The sequence below is a fragment of the Clostridium lacusfryxellense genome (assembly GCF_018861735.1).
Classification (GTDB): Bacteria; Bacillota; Clostridia; order Clostridiales; family Clostridiaceae; genus Clostridium_AD; species Clostridium_AD lacusfryxellense.
In genome coordinates, this window is the sequence record NZ_JAHLEB010000003.1 from 112,520 (window position 1) to 131,854 (window position 19,335).

The 19,335-nt window shown below is 30.4% G+C and carries 21 protein-coding genes; 19 read left to right on the forward strand and 2 right to left on the reverse strand.

Annotated features, from left to right (window positions below; translation table 11 throughout):
* Nucleotides 1-37: 37 nt before the first annotated feature.
* The 12 genes from KPL55_RS03395 to KPL55_RS03450 all read left to right on the forward strand — a co-directional run bounded on the left by KPL55_RS03395 (nucleotide 38) and on the right by KPL55_RS03450 (nucleotide 11,514).
* The gene (locus tag KPL55_RS03395; RefSeq protein ID WP_216305308.1) at nucleotides 38-835 is read left to right on the forward strand and encodes an ABC transporter permease subunit; all 798 of its coding nucleotides are present in this window, start codon (nucleotides 38-40) and stop codon (nucleotides 833-835) included.
* 171 nt (nucleotides 836-1,006) lie between these two features.
* Nucleotides 1,007-1,486: a 23S rRNA (pseudouridine(1915)-N(3))-methyltransferase RlmH gene (gene rlmH / locus KPL55_RS03400; RefSeq protein ID WP_216305309.1), complete on the forward strand. Its 480-nt coding sequence runs from the start codon at nucleotides 1,007-1,009 to the stop codon at nucleotides 1,484-1,486.
* A 12-nt stretch (nucleotides 1,487-1,498) separates the two neighbouring features.
* Nucleotides 1,499-2,701 (forward strand): BaiN/RdsA family NAD(P)/FAD-dependent oxidoreductase, encoded by a 1,203-nt coding sequence (locus KPL55_RS03405; RefSeq protein ID WP_216305310.1) that lies wholly within the window; start codon nucleotides 1,499-1,501, stop codon nucleotides 2,699-2,701.
* Nucleotides 2,702-2,787: 86 nt separating this feature from the next.
* Nucleotides 2,788-3,321: an HAD-IIIA family hydrolase gene (locus KPL55_RS03410; RefSeq protein ID WP_216305311.1), complete on the forward strand. Its 534-nt coding sequence runs from the start codon at nucleotides 2,788-2,790 to the stop codon at nucleotides 3,319-3,321.
* 121 nt (nucleotides 3,322-3,442) lie between these two features.
* Nucleotides 3,443-3,595 carry a hypothetical protein gene (locus tag KPL55_RS03415; protein WP_216305312.1) on the forward strand — a complete coding sequence of 51 codons (153 nt, stop codon included), beginning with the start codon at nucleotides 3,443-3,445 and terminating at the stop codon, nucleotides 3,593-3,595.
* Nucleotides 3,596-3,832: 237 nt separating this feature from the next.
* On the forward strand, nucleotides 3,833-4,846 hold the full coding sequence (locus KPL55_RS03420; protein WP_216305313.1) for a LacI family DNA-binding transcriptional regulator: 1,014 nt from the start codon (nucleotides 3,833-3,835) through the stop codon (nucleotides 4,844-4,846).
* A gap of 22 nt (nucleotides 4,847-4,868) precedes the next feature.
* Complete coding sequence (gene deoC, locus KPL55_RS03425) at nucleotides 4,869-5,537, forward strand: deoxyribose-phosphate aldolase (RefSeq protein WP_216305314.1); 669 nt, start codon at nucleotides 4,869-4,871, stop codon at nucleotides 5,535-5,537.
* A gap of 44 nt (nucleotides 5,538-5,581) precedes the next feature.
* Nucleotides 5,582-6,907, forward strand: coding sequence for a pyrimidine-nucleoside phosphorylase (locus KPL55_RS03430; RefSeq protein ID WP_216305315.1), 1,326 nt, complete (start codon nucleotides 5,582-5,584; stop codon nucleotides 6,905-6,907).
* Nucleotides 6,908-7,064: 157 nt separating this feature from the next.
* A complete protein-coding gene (locus tag KPL55_RS03435; protein ID WP_216305316.1) occupies nucleotides 7,065-7,805 on the forward strand; it encodes a hypothetical protein in 741 nt (246 codons plus the stop codon).
* 91 nt (nucleotides 7,806-7,896) lie between these two features.
* Entirely contained in the window at nucleotides 7,897-8,586 is a 690-nt protein-coding gene (locus tag KPL55_RS03440) for a response regulator transcription factor (RefSeq protein ID WP_216305317.1), read from the forward strand.
* On the forward strand, nucleotides 8,579-10,033 hold the full coding sequence (locus tag KPL55_RS03445) for a sensor histidine kinase (protein ID WP_216305318.1): 1,455 nt from the start codon (nucleotides 8,579-8,581) through the stop codon (nucleotides 10,031-10,033). Before KPL55_RS03440 ends, KPL55_RS03445 begins: the two co-directional genes overlap by 8 nt.
* A gap of 113 nt (nucleotides 10,034-10,146) precedes the next feature.
* Nucleotides 10,147-11,514, forward strand: coding sequence for an MATE family efflux transporter (locus KPL55_RS03450; RefSeq protein ID WP_216305319.1), 1,368 nt, complete (start codon nucleotides 10,147-10,149; stop codon nucleotides 11,512-11,514).
* A 488-nt stretch (nucleotides 11,515-12,002) separates the two neighbouring features.
* On the opposite strand, the gene KPL55_RS03455 is transcribed toward KPL55_RS03450, so the two are convergent.
* Nucleotides 12,003-12,290, reverse strand: a complete 288-nt coding sequence (locus KPL55_RS03455) for a hypothetical protein (protein ID WP_216305320.1) — start codon at nucleotides 12,288-12,290, stop codon at nucleotides 12,003-12,005.
* Between the two features lie 167 nt (nucleotides 12,291-12,457).
* Here KPL55_RS03455 and murI point away from each other — a divergent pair, with 167 nt between their 5' ends.
* From murI to KPL55_RS03490, 7 genes are all read left to right on the forward strand, one after another.
* Nucleotides 12,458-13,231, forward strand: a complete 774-nt coding sequence (gene murI / locus KPL55_RS03460) for a glutamate racemase (RefSeq protein WP_216305321.1) — start codon at nucleotides 12,458-12,460, stop codon at nucleotides 13,229-13,231.
* A gap of 200 nt (nucleotides 13,232-13,431) precedes the next feature.
* Nucleotides 13,432-13,872 (forward strand): hypothetical protein, encoded by a 441-nt coding sequence (locus tag KPL55_RS03465; protein WP_216305322.1) that lies wholly within the window; start codon nucleotides 13,432-13,434, stop codon nucleotides 13,870-13,872.
* Nucleotides 13,873-14,037: 165 nt separating this feature from the next.
* Nucleotides 14,038-14,553: a peptidylprolyl isomerase gene (locus tag KPL55_RS03470; protein ID WP_216305323.1), complete on the forward strand. Its 516-nt coding sequence runs from the start codon at nucleotides 14,038-14,040 to the stop codon at nucleotides 14,551-14,553.
* 34 nt (nucleotides 14,554-14,587) lie between these two features.
* Nucleotides 14,588-14,980, forward strand: coding sequence for a DUF3783 domain-containing protein (locus tag KPL55_RS03475; RefSeq protein ID WP_216305324.1), 393 nt, complete (start codon nucleotides 14,588-14,590; stop codon nucleotides 14,978-14,980).
* Nucleotides 14,981-15,058: 78 nt separating this feature from the next.
* Complete coding sequence (locus KPL55_RS03480; RefSeq protein WP_216305325.1) at nucleotides 15,059-15,724, forward strand: helix-turn-helix domain-containing protein; 666 nt, start codon at nucleotides 15,059-15,061, stop codon at nucleotides 15,722-15,724.
* An 80-nt stretch (nucleotides 15,725-15,804) separates the two neighbouring features.
* On the forward strand, nucleotides 15,805-17,604 hold the full coding sequence (locus KPL55_RS03485) for a heme NO-binding domain-containing protein (protein ID WP_216305326.1): 1,800 nt from the start codon (nucleotides 15,805-15,807) through the stop codon (nucleotides 17,602-17,604).
* 20 nt (nucleotides 17,605-17,624) lie between these two features.
* Complete coding sequence (locus KPL55_RS03490) at nucleotides 17,625-18,290, forward strand: phosphatase PAP2 family protein (protein WP_216305327.1); 666 nt, start codon at nucleotides 17,625-17,627, stop codon at nucleotides 18,288-18,290.
* 71 nt (nucleotides 18,291-18,361) lie between these two features.
* Here KPL55_RS03490 and KPL55_RS03495 read toward each other — a convergent pair whose 3' ends face one another.
* Entirely contained in the window at nucleotides 18,362-19,300 is a 939-nt protein-coding gene (locus KPL55_RS03495) for a radical SAM protein (protein ID WP_216305328.1), read from the reverse strand.
* Nucleotides 19,301-19,335: the final 35 nt, after the last annotated feature.

Consider the following 19,335-nt stretch of genomic DNA (forward strand, 5'->3'; position numbering starts at 1 on the left):
GATTAATGGGTAATAAGGAATATAAGGAGGTTAGTTTATGAATATATTTATTGTAGAAATGAGGGCTCATAGAAAAGGGCTTATTATATGGGTTTTTGGTATAATATTTATGGTTGCTGCCGGTATGGGGAAATATGTAGCATTATCATCCTCAGGTCAGTCTATGAATGAGGTATTTGAACAAATGCCTAAATCTATGCAAATAATATTTGGAATAAATGGGTTTGACGTATCCAAGGCCAGTGGTTATTATGGAATGCTCTTTTTATATTTAGTTATTATGGCAACTATTCATGCCGTTATGCTTGGAGCTGATATAATCTCGAAGGAAGAGACAGATAAAACTGCAGAGTTTCTATTTTCAAAACCAGTTTCAAGGAATAAAATTATAACTTCAAAACTATTGGCAGCTCTTGTTAATATTTTAATATTTAATATTATAACTCTAATTTCTTCTATTGTTGTGGTAGAAAAATATAGTAAAGGTGAAGCCGTAAGTTCACAGATATTAATTTTAATGGGTGGAATGTTTATTTTGCAGCTTATATTTATGTTTATAGGGGCATCTATAGCTACCGCATGCAAAAATCCAAAGAGTTCAACATCAGTATCTACAGCAGTTCTTTTAATTACGTATATATTATCAATGGCTATAGATTTAAGTGGCAAAATTGATTATCTTAAATACTTTACACCATTCAAATATTTTGAAGCTAAAAATTTAATGTTTGGCGGTGGGTTCCAATTGAATTTTGTTATAATATCACTTGTACTTATTTTAGCAATGATAAAGATCACTTACATTTTTTATGATAAAAGAGATCTAAGCATATAGTAATAGACTAATACAATGGAAATAACATGGAGTTTTGCTCCATGTTATTTTTTTAAAAAGGCTAAGTTTGAAATAAATCATGTAATAGTATATTATATATGTGATAATTGTAACATAGCTGAGATAGAGTGATAAAAAGATAAGTGGTAAGTGTATAAAGGAGAGCTAGGAATGAATATAACTATAATTTGTGTCGGTAAAATAAAGGAAAAATATTTAAAAAGTGCAATAGACGAATATACAAAAAGACTATCTAGGTATTGTAAGCTTAACGTAGTTGAATTAGGGGATGAAAAGACTCCTGATAATGCCTCTGAAAAAGAAGAGATTTTAATAAAAGAGAAAGAAGGGGAGTCTATACTTAAAAGCATTAAGGATAATATGTTTGTAATTGCCCTAGAGCTTAAGGGAGATATGATATCCTCAGTTGAACTTTCAAACTATATGAGAGATCTGGGCATAAGAGGGGATAGTAATATAGCTTTTGTAATCGGAGGTTCATTAGGTTTATCCAAAGCAGTATTAGAAAGGGCTAATTACAAACTATGCTTTTCGAAAATGACTTTTCCTCATCAATTATTTAGAGTAATGTTACTTGAACAGGTGTACAGGGGATTTAGAATAATAAGTGGTGAACCTTACCACAAATAAAGGGGTGTATTTATGCGAAATGTTATTGTTGTTGGTGGAGGACCGGCTGGTATTATGGCAGCTATCAGTGCAGCGAAAAATAATAAAGTTAAATTAATAGAAAGAAATATAGAAATTGGTGCCAAGCTAAAACTTACAGGCGGTGGCAGATGCAATATTACAAATAATAGAGATATAGAAGAGTTTTTTGACAAAATAGTAAACAATAAAAAATTCCTATATAGCGCTCTTTATACATTTTCGAATCAGCAACTGCTAGAGTACTTTAGAGAGAATGGATTAGAATATAAGGAAGAACTTGACCAAAAGATATATACCAGAAGTAATAAGGCAGATGATGTTATAGAATTATTAAAGAATGATTTAGAAAAAAACAATGTTAAGATTTTGTATAACACAAAGGTTCAACAGTTTATAGTTGACGACGGAGTTATTAAAGGTGTAATAACTGATAGTGGTAAGAGAATTTTGGGAGATAAGGTTATTGTTACAACAGGGGGAAAGAGCTATCCAGATTCAGGGTCGGATGGATTTATGTTCGAAGTATTAAGTAAATACGGACACACTATAACGCCTTTATATGCAGCATTAATTCCTTTAGTTATAAAAGAAGAGTTTGTTAAGAGTTTGCAGGGAATATCAATGAGGGATGTTGTAATTTCAGTTAAAATTAAAAAGAAGAGTATAGAAAAGTTTGGTGATATGATATTCACTCATTTTGGAATATCAGGCCCAGCGGTTTTAAAGCTTTCATCTTACATAAATAAAGCTTTAGCAGAGGGAGAAGTGCAAGTTTATTTAGATTTTGTACGCGATAAGTCTAAAGCTGAAATATTAGAAATTATGAAAATAAATCAAAACAAGACAGTACTTAATAATTTAAAAGGAATACTTCCACAAAACTATTTAAAGGAAATATTTAGCCTGTTAGCTCTAACTGAGGTTAAAGCTAGTGATTTAAAGAAAGTAGATGAGAATAAAATAATTGAGTATATGAAAGAGATGAAGTTAACAGCTAGAGAAACACTATCGATTAAGGCGGCTCAAGTAACTTCAGGTGGGGTTAAAGTCAAAGAAATAAATGCATCTACTATGGAATCAAAACTTATAAAAAATTTGTATTTCGCAGGAGAAGTTATAGATATTGATGCGGAGACTGGTGGGTATAATCTTCAAATGGCGTTTTCAACAGGATACGTAGCAGGTACAAATTAATATATAAAGTTATCCACAACATCAATATCAAAAGCATACTTTATCAACAATTTATTCATATTAGTGCACAGCAGGGGGTTACGAATGTGGGGAATATCATAGACGCCGTATTTATAGATAGGGATGGAACCATTGGTGGTAATTGCTCAGTGACTTATCCGGGGGAATTCAAATTGTTCCCATTTAGCGAAGAAGCAATACAACTTTTAAAAAACTCAAATATAAAGATTTTTGCATTTACTAATCAACCGGGAATTTCAAGAGGAGAAAGTACGGCTAGTCAATTTGAAGCGGAATTATTAGGATTTGGATTTGATAAGGCATATATATGTCCACATAGAAGTAAACAAAAATGCTCTTGTAGAAAACCTAGCCCTGAATTGTTAATTAGGGCATCAAATGAATATTATGTAAATCTATCAAAATGTGTCGTGATTGGAGATAGGTGGAGCGATATGTTGGCAGGGGATAGTGCAGGGGCAAAAACAATATTAGTTAAGACTGGTGCAGGAATGGATTCATTGGGTAAGGATAGAGATAAGTGGTCTAATATGGAACCGAATTATATAGCAGAAGATATTTTAGATGCAGTATTATGGTTATTAGTACCAAATAAATAAATTTTTTTATAGTCATCATGAAGGACAATCGCGAGCGGTTGCCTTTCTGTTTTTTAGGGCGTGTGTTATTAACTAAAAAATTACGATTTGTAAACAAGGTTCATACTTATTTGATGTTGATGTGGTAACAGATGTATTTCATAATCTTGCATTAAGACCACAAGTTAGGATTATACAAAAAGGCATAAAGGCTAGTTCTCAGCATATTGATGATACTATATCTTTAATGAAAAATTTAGAAATTGTAATACAAAAAATTAGATATTTAGCTTAAGTAAAGTTACTACTGTGATGGATAATTAACCATCGCAGTAGTAACTTTATTTGTAACATTATTAATTATATTCCCGTTTTAATTGGTTTAATTCAGTTGATGTAGATTATATTTACTCTATTGAAATTTTACCAACCTTGCAGTATACTAAATGTGAAAGCGGTAACATATGTATAGCTAAAAAATATTTTATCTGCTTAGAATTATGTGAGTATTAGGGATATGAGGAGGGACAAAATGAGCGTTACAATAAATGATATTGCTAAAGAAGCCAAAGTATCCCATGCTACCATATCAAGAGTTTTAAACAACTCGGGATATGTAAAAGATGAAACAAGAAAAAGGATTCAAAAGATAATAAAAGATCTAAATTATACACCTAGCGCTATAGCTAGAAGTCTGTCTAGAAGTAAAACAAATACTATTGGTGTCATAATTCCGGATATTAATAATCCGTTTTTCGGAGAAATTATTAAAGGTATTACACAAATCGCTGATCAGCATAACTTAAACATAATTCTTTGTGATACTGATGATGATAAAGACAAGGAATTAAAAGCTATTAATGTACTTAAGCAGCAAAGAATACAAGGACTTCTTATAACTACAAGTATTTATAAGGATCCAAATAATAATGAAAATTTAATAGCTCTTAAAAATTTAGGAATTCCAGTGATTTTGATTGATGGGCATGTTGAATGTCTTGAGTTTAGTGGAGTTTTTATAGATCACATAAAGGGTGCTTATGAGGGAACATCCATTTTAATAAAAGAAGGCCACACAAAAATTGCTATAATTACAGGGGATATGAATTCTAGGCCCGCTAAAGAGAGATTACTAGGTTATGAGAAGGCTTTAGAGGATTATAATATAAAGCTGCAAAATGAATATATTTTTTATGGTGATTATAAGTATGAGACTGCTTATAAGATTACTAAGCAAATATTAAAAATGAATAATAGACCTACTGCGATATTTGTAACTAGTAATACCATGATATTAGGATGTATAAAAGCATTCAATGAAGAAAAGATTGATGTTCCTAGTGACATGGCTATTATTGGATTTGATAAACTTGATATGTTAAATATAATAGGAATGAATATTAGTTTTATTAATGGACCGTCTATGGAACTTGGTAGAACTAGCATGGAAATGTTACTTGGAAAATTAAATAACAAGGTAGGTCCTGAAATCAAAAGAATTACTATTATTCCAGAGATTACATTAAAAGGATCAGAAAAAAATTAAAAAAATAAAGGAGAAGATTAATATGAAATTAGAGCAATTTATTGACCACACATTATTAAAGCAACAAGCGACTGAGGAAGATATTATAAAAGTTTGCAATGAGGCTAAAGAATATGAATTTGCATCTGTATGTGCTAATGCATATTATGCATCAACTGTGAGTAAAGAATTACATGGAACCAACGTAAAAACATGTATAGTTGTTGGATTTCCACTTGGAGCAACTACTAAAGAAGTAAAAGCATTTGAAGCAAAACAAGCAATTGACAATGGTGCACAGGAGATTGATATGGTAATTAATGTTGGTGCTGTAAAATCAAATAAATATGATGTTATTAAGGATGAAATCAAAGCAGTAGTCGATGTATGCAACGGTCATGCATTAGTAAAAGTAATAATTGAAACTTGCCTGTTAACGGATGATGAAAAAATAAAAGTATGTAAAATTGCTAAAGAAGCTAACGCAAATTTCGTAAAAACTTCAACAGGGTTTTCAACAGGAGGAGCAACGGTACATGATGTAAAGCTAATGAGAGAAGTTGTAGGACCTGACATGGGAGTTAAGGCTTCTGGAGCAGTAAGAACAACCGAGGATGCGATGGCAGTGATTGAAGCTGGTGCTAGTAGAATAGGAGCTAGTAGTTCTATAGCTATAGTTAATGGTACTAAGGAAGTTAATTCTAATTATTAAATTATAACATATGGCTAAAATTAATAATTATGGGGGTGCGTAGCATGAGAATGTATGATTTAATAATGAAAAAAAGAAATGGAAATGAGCTTACTACAGAAGAAATTAACTTCTTTATATCTGGATATACGAAGGGGTCTATCCCAGATTACCAGGTTTCTGCGTTGCTTATGGCTATATACTTTCAAAAGATGAACGAGAGAGAAACAACAAATTTAACAATGGCAATGGTTAATAGCGGAGAAACTATTAATTTATCTAAGATTAAGGGTATAAAAGTTGATAAACATAGTACTGGCGGTGTTGGTGACACAACTACGTTAATAGTTGGACCTATTGTTGCAGCGGCAGGAGTGCCAGTAGCTAAAATGTCAGGAAGAGGGCTCGGTCATACTGGCGGAACTATTGATAAACTAGAATCTTTTGAAGGATTTTCAACTTCAATGTCAATTGAAAAATTCATGAAAGATGTAAATGAAACTAAAATCGCTATAGGTGGTCAAACTGCTGATTTAGCACCAGCAGATAAAATGTTGTATTCACTTCGTGATGTTACTGCAACAGTTGATAATATATCACTAATAGCATCAAGTATAATGAGTAAAAAAATAGCATCTGGAGCAGATGCTATAGTTCTTGACATAAAAACTGGTAGTGGAGCATTTATGAAAAATGAGGATGATGCATTTGAACTCGCTAGAGAAATGGTTGAAATAGGAACAAATGTAGGGCGAAAGACCATTGGGGTAATAACTGATATGGACCAACCGTTAGGATATGCTGTTGGTAATTCTTTAGAAGTTGAAGAAGCTATAGATACGTTAAAAGGTGAAGGTCCAAAAGATCTTACAGAACTTTGTTTAACACTTGGATCACATATGCTTGTACTCGGCGAAAAAGCAAAGAATGTAGATGAGGCAAGAGAAATACTTAAGGATATTATAAAGTCAGGAAAAGGCCTTCAGAAGCTAAGAGAACTTGTAGTAGCGCAAGGTGGAAATCCATCATTTGTAGATGATCAGTCTATGTTCAAGGTGCCATCTATTGTAGAAGACATACTATCAAATTATGAAGGTTATGTAAAAGCAATAAAAGCTGATGCGATAGGAATTGCTGCTTTAAATTTAGGAGCTGGGCGTGAGACTAAAGAAAGTATAATAGATTTATCTGTAGGGGTTGTTCTTCACAAGAAAATTGGTGATTTTGTGAAGAAGGGAGAGACCATTGCGACTATTTATGCAAATAGTGAAGAAAAACAAAAAACATCAACAAAAATGGTGTTAGATGCGTATGAAATAGTAAAGGAAAAGACAAACCCAAAACCGTTAATTAAAGGTATTGTTACTAGGGATGGAATTATAAAATTTTAAATTAAAGATAGGAAGATGGAGGTTTAATTACAATCCATCTTCCTATTTATATTTTCATGCTGTTAAATGTACGTTTTGTACATTTAATATTGTATTAATTTGAAAAACATTATAATATAAGTTAATAATGCACAATTTTAAAGGGAGGGTTTTAGTAATGCTAAGAAATTTAAAGTATGAAATTAAATCAAGTTATTTTAGATATATTGTATCCTTTTTTATTTATACATTAATTGCTTCTATTTTAATGATGTTTTTTAGAAACTATGAGATTATCAATACCTCATCATTTATTTTTGGAATTACAATATTAGGTATAATAACATTTTTGAAAATATTCAAAAGGTGTAATGAAAATATATATGGTAGTCAAGGATATCTTATCTTCACGCCTAATGAAGAGGGTAAAAGCATTATAATTTCAAAACTTATCCCTGACCTTATATGGATGTTTACATTGGCATTAATTATGGTATCGTTAATTGTTGTACTTATTTTTAATTATAGCGATTTAAGCTATATTAAGGATTCTAGATATTTTTATGAAATAAATAAAACATATACAATAATGTATCTAATTGAATATTTGTTAAATATGTTTCGTTCTGTGTTCGTAATGTATTTTTCATTTTGCATCTCAAGATTACCAATTTGGAAAAGATTTAGTACAATAGCAGGGTTTGGAACATATTTTTTGATTGAAGGTTTAAACTTATTCCCTTTATTATTCTTAAAAGAAGTAGCTAGGTATGTCAAAACCACAGCTGGGTATTATGTCTTAGTAAAAGAATATCCAATAAATAATTTATTGATTTGGTATGTTATGGACATAGTTATATTGGCTTTAGTATTGTATGCAATTAGGCGACTACTTTATAATAAGAGAATATTAAAATAATCAATGTTTGATATATGATATAAGATTATCGTTTTTATTTGGAATATAGTGTACTTTGGGGGTACAATATATAAAGATGGAGGGGTACATAATGAATATTCTAATTGTAGAAGATGAGCAGGACATAAGAGAATTACTAGAGATACATTTATCAAAAGAAGGATATGTTATTTTTACAGCAGAAGACGGCGAGCAAGCTTTGAATATATTTCAAAGTAAAGATATAGACATAGCTCTACTTGATGTTATGATCCCTAAAATTGATGGATTTAAGGTTTTGAAAAAGATTAGAGAAACAAGTGAAATACCAGTAATATTTATAACAGCAAGAGAGGAAGAGTCTGATAAAATTTTAGGACTTGGACTAGGTGCCGATGATTATGTAATAAAACCATTTAGTCCCATTGAAATAATTGCGCGAGTTAAGGCTCAGCTAAGGCGATATTATAAATATTCTAACAAGACACACAAGACCGGTGTAGCAGTTGGACAATTAATGCTTGACAAGGAAAGTTGTTGTATTTATAAAAATAAAATAGAAGTCGCTTTAAACCCAAAGGAATATAGACTCCTTGAGTTTATTTTAGAGAACCCAGGAAAAGTTTATACTAAAAAGCAACTGTACGAAATAGTTTGGCAAAATCCTTACTATGGAGATTCAAACACCATTATGGTGCATATAAGTCATATTAGAGAAAAGATTGAGGAGGATCCTAAGAACCCACAATATTTGAAAACAATAAGGGGTATAGGATATAAAATGGAGAAAAACCATGATTAACAAAAGTAAATTAAAAATCTTAGCATCTTATTTTAAAAGTAAAAACATGGCAACTCAATTATTTAAAAATTATATTTTATTTTTAATTATATTAATCTTAATATTTATCATAACAATGGGTGCATTAATGTTTTACTCTTCTATTAATTATGTAGATCCGTCATTGCAGAATGCAACAGCTCAATATATTATTAAACAAAGTTATAAGGATATTAACGCTACGAATTTTATAAAGCATAAAGGCTATGTTGAAGTGCTTAACAAAAATTTAGTCATTGTTATGCAAAATGGTAGTAAACATGAGGTAGGTTTTAAATATACTCAGGAGTATTATAAAGATATGATTGATAATAATCTAAAGGATGGATATTTTTATTCTAGCAAAGACGAGAATGAAAAAGACTTTATTTTAATTACGGCAATGCCTAACAGTATCTTCGATGCTTATACATGGGGAATTGAACATAAAAAGGAATTAGAATATGATAGTAGGCCTAAAAATACAAGAATTACATTTTTAAAATTATTTCCATTTATAATATTTATATTTTTGTTATCTACAATGGTACTTTACTCTAAACTTACATCAATGATTTTTGTTAATCCATTAAAAAAACTTTTGCAAGGAGTTAATACTGTAAAAAATGGTGAATATTCAGCGCGTGTAGAAATTAATTCTTTAAATGAAATAGGACAATTAAAAGATGCTTTTAATTTAATGGCAGAAAAAATACAGCAAGAAAAATTACTAAAAGAAAAAGCAGAAGATAACAGGAAAAGAATGATTCTTGACATATCTCATGATTTAAAAAACCCATTAACAAGTATATTGGGTTATTCAGAATTCCTATTAGAGAATGATGACATTGAAATAGAAGAAAAAAACAAATTATTAAAGGTTATTAATAATAATAGCAGACGTGCAAATGATTTAATTCAAGATCTTTTTGAATTTTCACGTGTTGAAAGTACAGAGTATAAATTGGAAATAGGTAAACATGATATTGGTGAGTTTTTAAGAGAATTTATTGCGGCGTATGTTCCTATGATGGAGCAAAAGCAGATTCAATATGAGTTTGATGTTACTGAAGATGAGGTTGAGATGTCATTTGATAGGAAAAACTTGGATAGAGCTTTATCAAACATTATATTAAATAGTATTAAATATAATAGTCCGGGAATTACTATTAGTATTAAGCTTTTATTAGAAAATGATGCGGCTATAATTATAATTGAAGACGATGGAATAGGAATACCTATAGAATTTCAAGGAAATATATTTGATCCCTTTGTACGTGTAGATACTACAAGAAACTCTAAAAGTGGTGGAACGGGTCTTGGACTTGCAATATCAAAATCAATAATCGAAAAACATGGAGGGGATATAACTTTAGTGCAAAATGCAAATAAGGGTTGTAAATTTATAATAAAATTAAAAAAAGCTTAAGATTATATATATCCTAACCAAAGAAATTAAGATAAAATATTAAAATTTTGTATTATTCAAAAGGTTTTTGGGTTTATATGTAGAAATATTATATATAAAGAGGAGGAGATTAGTTGGATAGTTCAAAACAATTAGGGGAAGAAAGTATAGGTAAGCTACTTATAAAGTTCTCTGTGCCAGCAATTATAGGGATGCTCGTCAATGGGTTATATAACGTTATTGATAGAGTATTTATAGGACGTGGCGTAGGGAACCTTGCTTTAGCGGGAGTTACAGTTACATTCCCTATTGCGATTATGATTATGGCTTTTGCAATGCTTGTGGGAATTGGAAGCGCAGCACTTATATCTATAAAACTTGGGCAACAAAAGAAAGAAGAGGCAGAACACATCTTAGGGAATGCATTTACACTCCTTATTATAATTTCAATTTTAGTAACTATTTTAGGTCTTATATTTTTAGACCCTATTTTATCAAAAATAGGAGCTAGTAAAGATATTATGCCATTTGCTAAAGACTACATAACAATAATACTTATAGGTGGGATATTCCAAGGTGTAGGCTTTGGACTCAATAACACAATACGATCTGAGGGAAATCCTAAAGCTGCTATGTTTACAATGTTAATAGGCGGAATTTTAAATACAATTTTAGATCCAATTTTTATTTTTGTTTTTCATATGGGAACTAGAGGTGCAGCTATTGCAACTATTCTTTCTCAGGCTATAAGTATGATATGGGTATTATATTATTTTTTTGGTGGTAAAAGTGTGTTAAAAATACGCTATAAAAATTTAAAGCTTGATGCTAAAGTTGTAAAAAGCATTTTTGCTATAGGTATGTCACCATTTTCAATGCAACTTGCGGCAAGTGTAGTGTCTATTATATCTAATAGAAGTTTAGTTCAATATGGTGGGGATATAGCACTTGGAGCTATGGGAGTTATCATGAGTGTGGTAATGATGATCTTAATGCCAACATTTGGGATTAACCAAGGTTGTCAACCAATTATCGGATATAATTATGGAGCAAAAAATTATCACCGCGTTAAACATGCATTATTTATAGCAATAATAGCAGCTACATGTATTACAGTAACTGGATTTGCAATTATAGAGTTATTTCCAAAGCAAATTATTGGTTTATTTAATAAGGATCCAGAGTTACTAGCGGTAGGTAGTCATGGAATTAGAATTTATCTTATGATGCTCCCTATAATAGGGTTCCAAATAGTTAGTGCTAACTACTTTCAAGCTATAGGGAAAGCTGGCATATCTATATTTTTAGGGTTAAGCAGACAGGTAATACTTCTTATACCATTACTATTTATTTTGCCAAGATTCTTTGGATTAACTGGAGTGTGGATGTCAGGTCCTAGCTCAGATGCACTAGCTTCAATTATAACTGCAGTATTTATTTTTATAGAAATAAAACATCTAAATAAATTACAAAGTGAAATGGAACCCGTAACTGTAAAATAAATTCTAATTTTAAAAAACGCAAAAAAGTATATATTACGTATAATGCATTGAAGCAAGTGCATTAACAGTAATATATACTTTTTTTACTACATAGGAAACAGCTTGCGAATATTAAATTTGAAGTATATGTACTGCATATGAAGCCTACCGTCTAAAAGATTTATTTGATGTTTATTGAGATTTATTATTTATTTATACGCTATCCATACTGGATACAGGTTAGTGCTGTTATATAGTAGGGATTCCTCCGGGAGTGGCATCAAATAAAAAGAGCAGAAACATTGAAATTCCATTTAAAATTCTTCTTTTGCAAATATAAAAAGCCCGTGAGCCTGACTGGAAGGAAGGCTAGCGAACCGGCGAACGCCGAATGTGAGCGCTAGAGAATTTTATATTTGCAAAAGATTAGAATTTCTTAATGAAATTTCACGTTTCAAACTCTTATTTGGTGTCACGCAGGAGAAAATTCATACTATGTGAACTATTTTTTATCTGATTTTATCAAGTTCTTTTTCAAGGCCTTTTATTCGTTTTTCTATTTTGCTTAAAGCATTACAATAATCTAATAGAGAATTCTCAACTTGATTATTAGCTTTGAAAATTGTGTATAGTTCCTTACCTATATCTCTGTAGAGATCCTCCATACTATTTTCTTCAAAGTGAAGTTTATACTTAAGTTTGGATATTTCAATAAAGTTTTCAGATTTATTTGATATAATTTCTAAACCGTTACTTATAGAATCTTTTATTTTATTAAAATTAGGAGCAGTTTGCATAACATTCCTCCTTTTATGTTATAATTTAAATTAGTTAGATAGACTTATTAATATATTATTTAATGTAATGTATATATGTGACTATAAAATTTGACCGCAGCAATATATACCTTTTTATTTTTATAGATGTTGCGTAGGATTATTAATTTTAATATGGTGGTGATTATATGAATAACAAAGAAAAATCAATAGGTTTTTTTGACTCTGGGGTAGGTGGAATAAGTGTCTTAAAGGAGTCTTTAAGTATATTGCCTAATGAAGATTTTATATATTTTGGGGATTCAATAAATGCGCCCTATGGAACTAAAAATGTAAATGAAGTTAAAAAGCTAGCTTTTAACGCGGTAGATTTTCTTTTAAATAAGGGAGTAAAAGTGATTGTAATCGCTTGTAATACCGCAACTAGTGCAGCTATAGATGATCTCAGATTAAGGTATACGGATATACCTATAATTGGAATAGAACCAGCACTGAAACCCGCTGTTGAAGTAAGTAGGGGCAGGAGTGTAGTTATTATGGCTACTCCTATGACTTTAGCTGAAAAGAAGTTTAGCAACTTAATGGAGGTATATAAGGAAGAGGTTGATATAATACCACTACCTTGTGAAGGACTTGTTGAACTTATCGAAGAGGGGATTATAGAAGGCGAACAAGTTGAGAAATATCTTAAAGGAAAACTAACGAAGATTATGCAAAGAGACGTAGCATCTATTGTCCTAGGATGTACTCATTATCCATTTATAAAAAAGGAATTAGTTAAAATTGTTGGGGAAAAAATTATTATAATTGATGGAAGCATAGGGACTGTAAATCAGTTAAAAAGGAAGCTAGTTAGTAAAAATATTTTAAATGATAAGAAAACCAAGAGCCGTGTAAGCATATATAATTCCTCGCAAGATAATAAAATAATAGATTTAAGCTACAAATTGTTAAGATTATAAAGAATTTAAGAAATTCATATAAGATTTGATTATAGATATGAAAATAGTCTGAAAATAGCTTCAGGCTTTTTTTTATGGGATTTGCATTAAGTACTTTATTACAACAATATTTATGTATTTATATTTTAACTAGTATAACAATATCACGAGTAGCAGAATAGTATATATTGTACAAAACACAACAGAAATAAGGTGATGAATTGAGGGTATTTCAATTAAAGAAAAATAATGAAAACCGCGAAGAAAATGATATATTTAAGATGAAAATTGAGGAAACAAAAAAGGTGAATTGTATAGTTGTAAGTAATCCAGCACAAAGTAATTGTTTATGCGTTATAAACCATTTACTATGTAAATTTACTTGCGAAAAAAATATTGCGCACTTAATTATTGCAACAGAGGATAAACACTTAAAAGATATAACTACATTTGGTAGCTTAAATATTGGTTATGAATATGATAGGGCAGAAACTAATGATAACTTAGAAATAGATGTAGTTAATATTGATAAAGATAGAGAGGTAGACGTGCTGGGTGAACATTTTTTAATAATTCTTCCCGGAGGAAACATTCATATAAAACTTGATGAACCCGAGAGCAATATTACTTTACAATTAAGTGTAGATCAGCAAATCATGTAGGTTCCTATTAGTTAAACTGTTTAAAATACAACTAGAGGGTATGTAATTATATGTTCTAGTTGTTTTCTAAATTATTAAATAAATGGTTTATATATATAAAATGGTAAATGATATTATATGTGATATAATTTATAATGAATACATAACAAAAGGAGAGATAAATATATGAATCCAATAGTAACAATTAATATGCAAGACGGTAAAGTAATAAAGGCAGAATTATACCCAGAGGTAGCACCCAATACAGTAAATAATTTTATTAGCCTTATAAACAAGGGGTTTTACAATGGAATCACTTTTCACAGAGTAATACCAGGGTTTATGATTCAAGGTGGATGCCCTGAAGGAACAGGCGTCGGCGGACCGGGATATTCAATAAAGGGCGAATTTTCTTCTAATAAATTTAAAAATGATTTAAAACATTCAACTGGTGTTTTATCAATGGCTAGATCTAATGATTCAGATTCAGCAGGAAGCCAGTTTTTTATTATGGTAGCTAATTCTCCTCATTTAGATTCAAGTTATGCAGGTTTTGGAAAAGTTATAGAGGGAATGGAAAATGCATTAGAAATAGCTAAGGTAGAAAGAGATTTCAGAGATAAACCATCTAAAGAACAAAAAATAAAAAGCATGACCGTGGATACTTTAGGAATTGAGTATAGCCAACCAGAAAAAATGTAATAATAAAAAAATTAAAGTGTAGGGGGAATATAGGGTGAAAATTATTAATGAAAAACTTATCCTTGCATATGGACTAACAAGTATAGAAGAAGAACAACTTAATAGTTTACTAGCTGCTGAAAATATATTACCTTGCAAAGTAATAAAGAAAAATATGGGTAACTTCACAATCAAAGAAATATTACAAAATATAGAAAGCAAAAAAGAAAATATTGAATTACCCAATGAAAAATTACTTCTATTTAGTAATTATAGTGATAAACAGCTATACGATCTAATTGATAGTATAAGACAAATTAAAAGCAGTGAGACGATCCTCGCGGCTGTAACACCGACATCTATAGATTGGACTGTTAGTTATCTTTTTGGACATCTAATTGAAGAAAGAGAAGCTTATAGAAAAAAAATAATATACTATAAAATATAAATCTTCTGCATAGGTGCAGAAGGTTTATATTTTATGTTAAATCTTTTTGCGATATTTAAATTGGGAAGGTGGAGAATTATGAGTAGAGTAGGAGATAGAATTAAACAGGTAAGAGAAGCAAAATCGATAAGCCAAAAACAATTAGGTAAAAAAATAGGAGTTTCTGAAGGTTTTATAAATGAAGTTGAATTAGGAAGAAAAGTTATAAATGAAAAATTTCTAGAAAAAATATCTAAGATATTGGGAGAAGAAATTGAAGATACTTCTGTATCATTTCATGCAGATGATGCACAGGAGGAAAGTAAACCAAAATTTGAAAGGCCAAACACTGGAAAAGTAAATGAAGTTTGGAATGATGCATTTAGCTCAGTTCTTAAAGATGTTTCTATTTATAAATACGACTTAGCGAAAGCTATTGGCATAAGGCAAATGCCTATAATATCAAACAAGGTAGAAGGATATGCTCAAGATAAAGTATTGTTTTTGAAAATAGAAAATGATGATATGCTTGGATTTAGGATATGTAGTGGAGATATTGCTTTTGCTCATTTGACACACGAAATAGAAAACAATTCTATTTCATTAGTTGATTATAATGGTGAAAGATTATTAAGACAAATAAAAACATTAGATAGCAACAAGGTATTGTTAATAAGCAATAGAATTTCAATAAAGACAGTTGCGGTACCGCATAATGATATTAAAGTAATTGCCAAACTCGATAGAGTAGAGTTTAAATTATAATAACAATTTAGTAATATATAATATATAATATACTTTATATGAAAGAAATAATCAAAAGATAAACGGGGGGGGGGAACATAATGAAAGGAACAGTAGTAGCTACATGGATGAAAACTTGTAGAAAACTTTATAGTGATGATGTAGTTAATGAGGCAATGAAGTCTGTGGGGTGGAATCCTCGCAAGATATTTTCGCCTATTGAGACTGTAGATGATGGACAAGTTAAAAATGTAATTGGGAATATATCAAAGGAGCAAAACATACCTATTGAGGAATTGTGGAGAATTATAGGAAAAGATAATTTGAGCGCGTTTCATAGAGATTTTCCTGCGTTTTTTCACACAGAAAATGTATATACATTTTTGAAATCGCTATTTGATATACATGTGGCAATGACAAAGAAGTTTGCTGGGGCTAAACCACCACTAGTAGGTATAACACCCATATCTAGTCGTGAGGCTATTTTCACTTATAATTCTAAGAGAGCGATGTTTGATTATTTTTTAGGCCTTTTAGATGGTACTTGTGAATACTTCAATGAAAAAATTAAAATAGAGCAATTAGAAAAAACAGCAGACAGCCTAAGTTTAAAGCTGACATTTGAGAAAGATATTTATTATAAAAAAACATATAAAATCAATAAAATATTATCTCTAGGGTTTATAAAGAGCGTACATGGTAAGGTAGGTCTATTAACATTTATAATAGCTTTATTAGGAGCGCTTCTCGTAGTTGGGCCAGATAATATTATAAAGGTATTAGCACTTGCGGTAATCTCAGGGGCATCATCAATATTAGCATCTTTTATAATGGGAAGACCTACAAAACTAATTTTAGAAACTATAGATCAGATCAATAGTAGCAATTATGTAGAAGATGGAGATATAGTTACTGGAGATGGGTATGAGGAGTTATACAAAAGGCTTAAGTTATATAAAAAAGGATTTAGAGCAGATTTTGTTCAGTTTAAAGGTGTAACTGATGAAATGGATACTTTTGCTGATAATATAAATAAAATTTCTCATACTATGAACAATACATCTGAGGACATATCGGGAGTAGTGGAAGAAATGGCTAGCTGCTCAGTAAGTCAAGCAGAAGATACTGAAAACGCTGTTTTGATATTAAATGATAATATTAGATCACTTAAGGATATCGTTAAAAATGAAAATGATAATAAAGATGAACTTGAGAAAGCTATTGAGAAGATAAATAATAGTTATGAAAGCGTTGATCGTACAAGTAAAACCATACTTGGAACCTTAGAAAAGTTTCAAGAGGTTAAGGATAATGGTATAAGTCTTGAAACAAAAGCTCATGACATAACTGGAATAGTATCAATTGTTTCACAAATTTCAGAGCAAACTAATCTACTTGCACTAAATGCGTCTATAGAGGCTGCCAGAGCGGGCGAACAAGGACGTGGGTTTGCAGTAGTGGCAGATGAAGTTAGAAAGCTTGCAGAACAGTCTAAGAGCGCTGTAGAAGAAATCAATACTAATTTAATTGAGTTTGTTAAGGACATAAACACACTTGTTAACAAAATTGGTGAACAGTATGATATTCTACAAAATGAAACTAAAGGACTAGAAGAAGTAAGAGATATAAGCTACGAAGCTACAATGTCTGTTAGAACAGTTTCAACAGCAATGATAAATACAATAACTGATTTAGATAGAGAAGCAAAATCTATCGCAAACATATATGAAACAATAGAGTCTTTAGCTGCAATTGCCGAGGAAAATTCTGCATCTTCTGAAGAGGTAAGTGCAAGTGTTGCAAGTTATACAAATGAAATAAAGAAGTTAATAGAGAGTATATCTGAATTTAAAAAGATAACAAGCTCATTTAAAGATGATTTAAAAAAATATAAGATATAGAAGGAGTTAGGAGAAAATAAATGGAACAATTACAAAACAAGGTTGTTACTTATGAATGGAGAGAGGTCATTAAAAGAGGATTACTGGGATTAAGCATACCAATCATAAGTTTGACTTATCCATTACTCAACCAATATAGAGGAGAGACTAACTCTGTCTACACATTTGTGGATAAAATAATTCCCTTTAATAAAATTTTTATAATACCTTATGTGTCTTGGTATGTATTTATAGCGATTTTTACTGTCGTCTTATGTATATTGGATAAAGAAAGGTATTTTAAATTACTTATAACTTTAAATATCGGCATGATTACATGTTATATAATATATTATTTTTATCCAACACATGTTCCAAGGCCGATGGTAACGGGAACTGATTTTTTAAGTGATTTAGTATTAAATTTGTATGCTGCGGATAATCCATATAACTGTTTTCCGAGTATTCATGTTTTAAACTCTATGTTAATAGGAATATATATTTGTGTGTCAGAAAAAGTTTCTAGATGGATAAAGGCAACCTGTGTTATTATGTCTGGTTCCATAATTTTGTCTACCATGTTTATAAAACAACATTATTTTGCAGATGTTCTTGCAGCTATATTATTTGCTTTTATATTATATTTTTCTTTTAGGAGTCGAAAATTCAATTTAGATAAAATTAAGATTATTTCTTATACGGAATGATTATTTAAACAAAAGGTCGCCATGATTAAAATCATGGCGACCTTTTGTTTAAATGGAATATAGATTTTAATTTATACTCCGCTTAAGTCAAAATCAGGAACATAGGATTTAGAGGAGGTTCCGCTTTCCTGGATAAAACACTTGGTGATGCCGATGGATACGCAGTAGTTTATTAGAGCGTCATAATGATTAGGGTTTACTACTTTATTTATTTCAGGGTATTTAAATGAATTATACATAGGTGTATATTGATTCATTAAACTTATATATACGGTGTCATTAAATGTAGAGTATATATAATCAATTATTTTTTTAGAGTCGAATAATAGTCCGGGTAGCATTAGGTGCCTAATTATTACCCCGTTTTGAATTATCCCATCGTTATCAAATTTAGCAACTCCCACTTGTGAAACCATTTCAGTAATAACTTTGCAAGCAGTAGCAAAATAATTAGGAGAGTTAGAATATTTGAGAGCATATTTATCTTTATAATATTTTAAGTCTGGTAAATAAACATCAATAAAACCTCTTAAGGCTTTAATGGTATTTATATTTTCGTATCCATTTGAATTATATAAAATGGGAATATTAAGTCCATAACCTTTAGCAAGTTTTAGAGCCTCGATTATCTGGGGAACATAGTGAGAAGGTGTAACTAAATTTATATTAAGCGCACCTCGTAATTGTTGCTCTAGAAAAATTTCACTAAGCCGATTTATAGACACTATTTTTCCATATCCGACCTGGCTTATTTTATGATTTTGACAAAATACACAGTGCAAATTGCAATGTGAAAAAAATACAACTCCAGATCCATTCGAACCTGAAATGCATGGTTCCTCCCAGTGGTGAAGAGTTACTTTAGCTATTTCAACTTCGCTTGTTGCATTACAAAAGCCTACCTCACCATCTGATCTATTAACAGAACATTTCCTAGGACATAAATTACATTTTTCTAGCAGGTTTAAAAAACATGAATTATTTAATGTAACCTTAGCTTTATTTATCATTGTTATCTCCTTGACTTATAATTTCATGTACCTTA

Coding starts and splice junctions, on each gene's coding strand:
- KPL55_RS03405 (WP_216305310.1), top strand. CDS start 1,499: ATGCGAAATGTTATTGTTGTTGGTGGAGGACCGGCTGGTATTATGGCA.
- KPL55_RS03455 (WP_216305320.1), bottom strand. CDS start 12,290: ATGCAAACTGCTCCTAATTTTAATAAAATAAAAGATTCTATAAGTAAC.
- KPL55_RS03440 (WP_216305317.1), top strand. CDS start 7,897: ATGAATATTCTAATTGTAGAAGATGAGCAGGACATAAGAGAATTACTA.
- KPL55_RS03470 (WP_216305323.1), top strand. CDS start 14,038: ATGAATCCAATAGTAACAATTAATATGCAAGACGGTAAAGTAATAAAG.
- murI (WP_216305321.1), top strand. CDS start 12,458: ATGAATAACAAAGAAAAATCAATAGGTTTTTTTGACTCTGGGGTAGGT.
- KPL55_RS03395 (WP_216305308.1), top strand. CDS start 38: ATGAATATATTTATTGTAGAAATGAGGGCTCATAGAAAAGGGCTTATT.
- KPL55_RS03430 (WP_216305315.1), top strand. CDS start 5,582: ATGAGAATGTATGATTTAATAATGAAAAAAAGAAATGGAAATGAGCTT.
- KPL55_RS03485 (WP_216305326.1), top strand. CDS start 15,805: ATGAAAGGAACAGTAGTAGCTACATGGATGAAAACTTGTAGAAAACTT.
- KPL55_RS03445 (WP_216305318.1), top strand. CDS start 8,579: ATGATTAACAAAAGTAAATTAAAAATCTTAGCATCTTATTTTAAAAGT.
- rlmH (WP_216305309.1), top strand. CDS start 1,007: ATGAATATAACTATAATTTGTGTCGGTAAAATAAAGGAAAAATATTTA.
- KPL55_RS03480 (WP_216305325.1), top strand. CDS start 15,059: ATGAGTAGAGTAGGAGATAGAATTAAACAGGTAAGAGAAGCAAAATCG.
- deoC (WP_216305314.1), top strand. CDS start 4,869: ATGAAATTAGAGCAATTTATTGACCACACATTATTAAAGCAACAAGCG.
- KPL55_RS03490 (WP_216305327.1), top strand. CDS start 17,625: ATGGAACAATTACAAAACAAGGTTGTTACTTATGAATGGAGAGAGGTC.
- KPL55_RS03420 (WP_216305313.1), top strand. CDS start 3,833: ATGAGCGTTACAATAAATGATATTGCTAAAGAAGCCAAAGTATCCCAT.
- KPL55_RS03495 (WP_216305328.1), bottom strand. CDS start 19,300: ATGATAAATAAAGCTAAGGTTACATTAAATAATTCATGTTTTTTAAAC.
- KPL55_RS03435 (WP_216305316.1), top strand. CDS start 7,065: ATGCTAAGAAATTTAAAGTATGAAATTAAATCAAGTTATTTTAGATAT.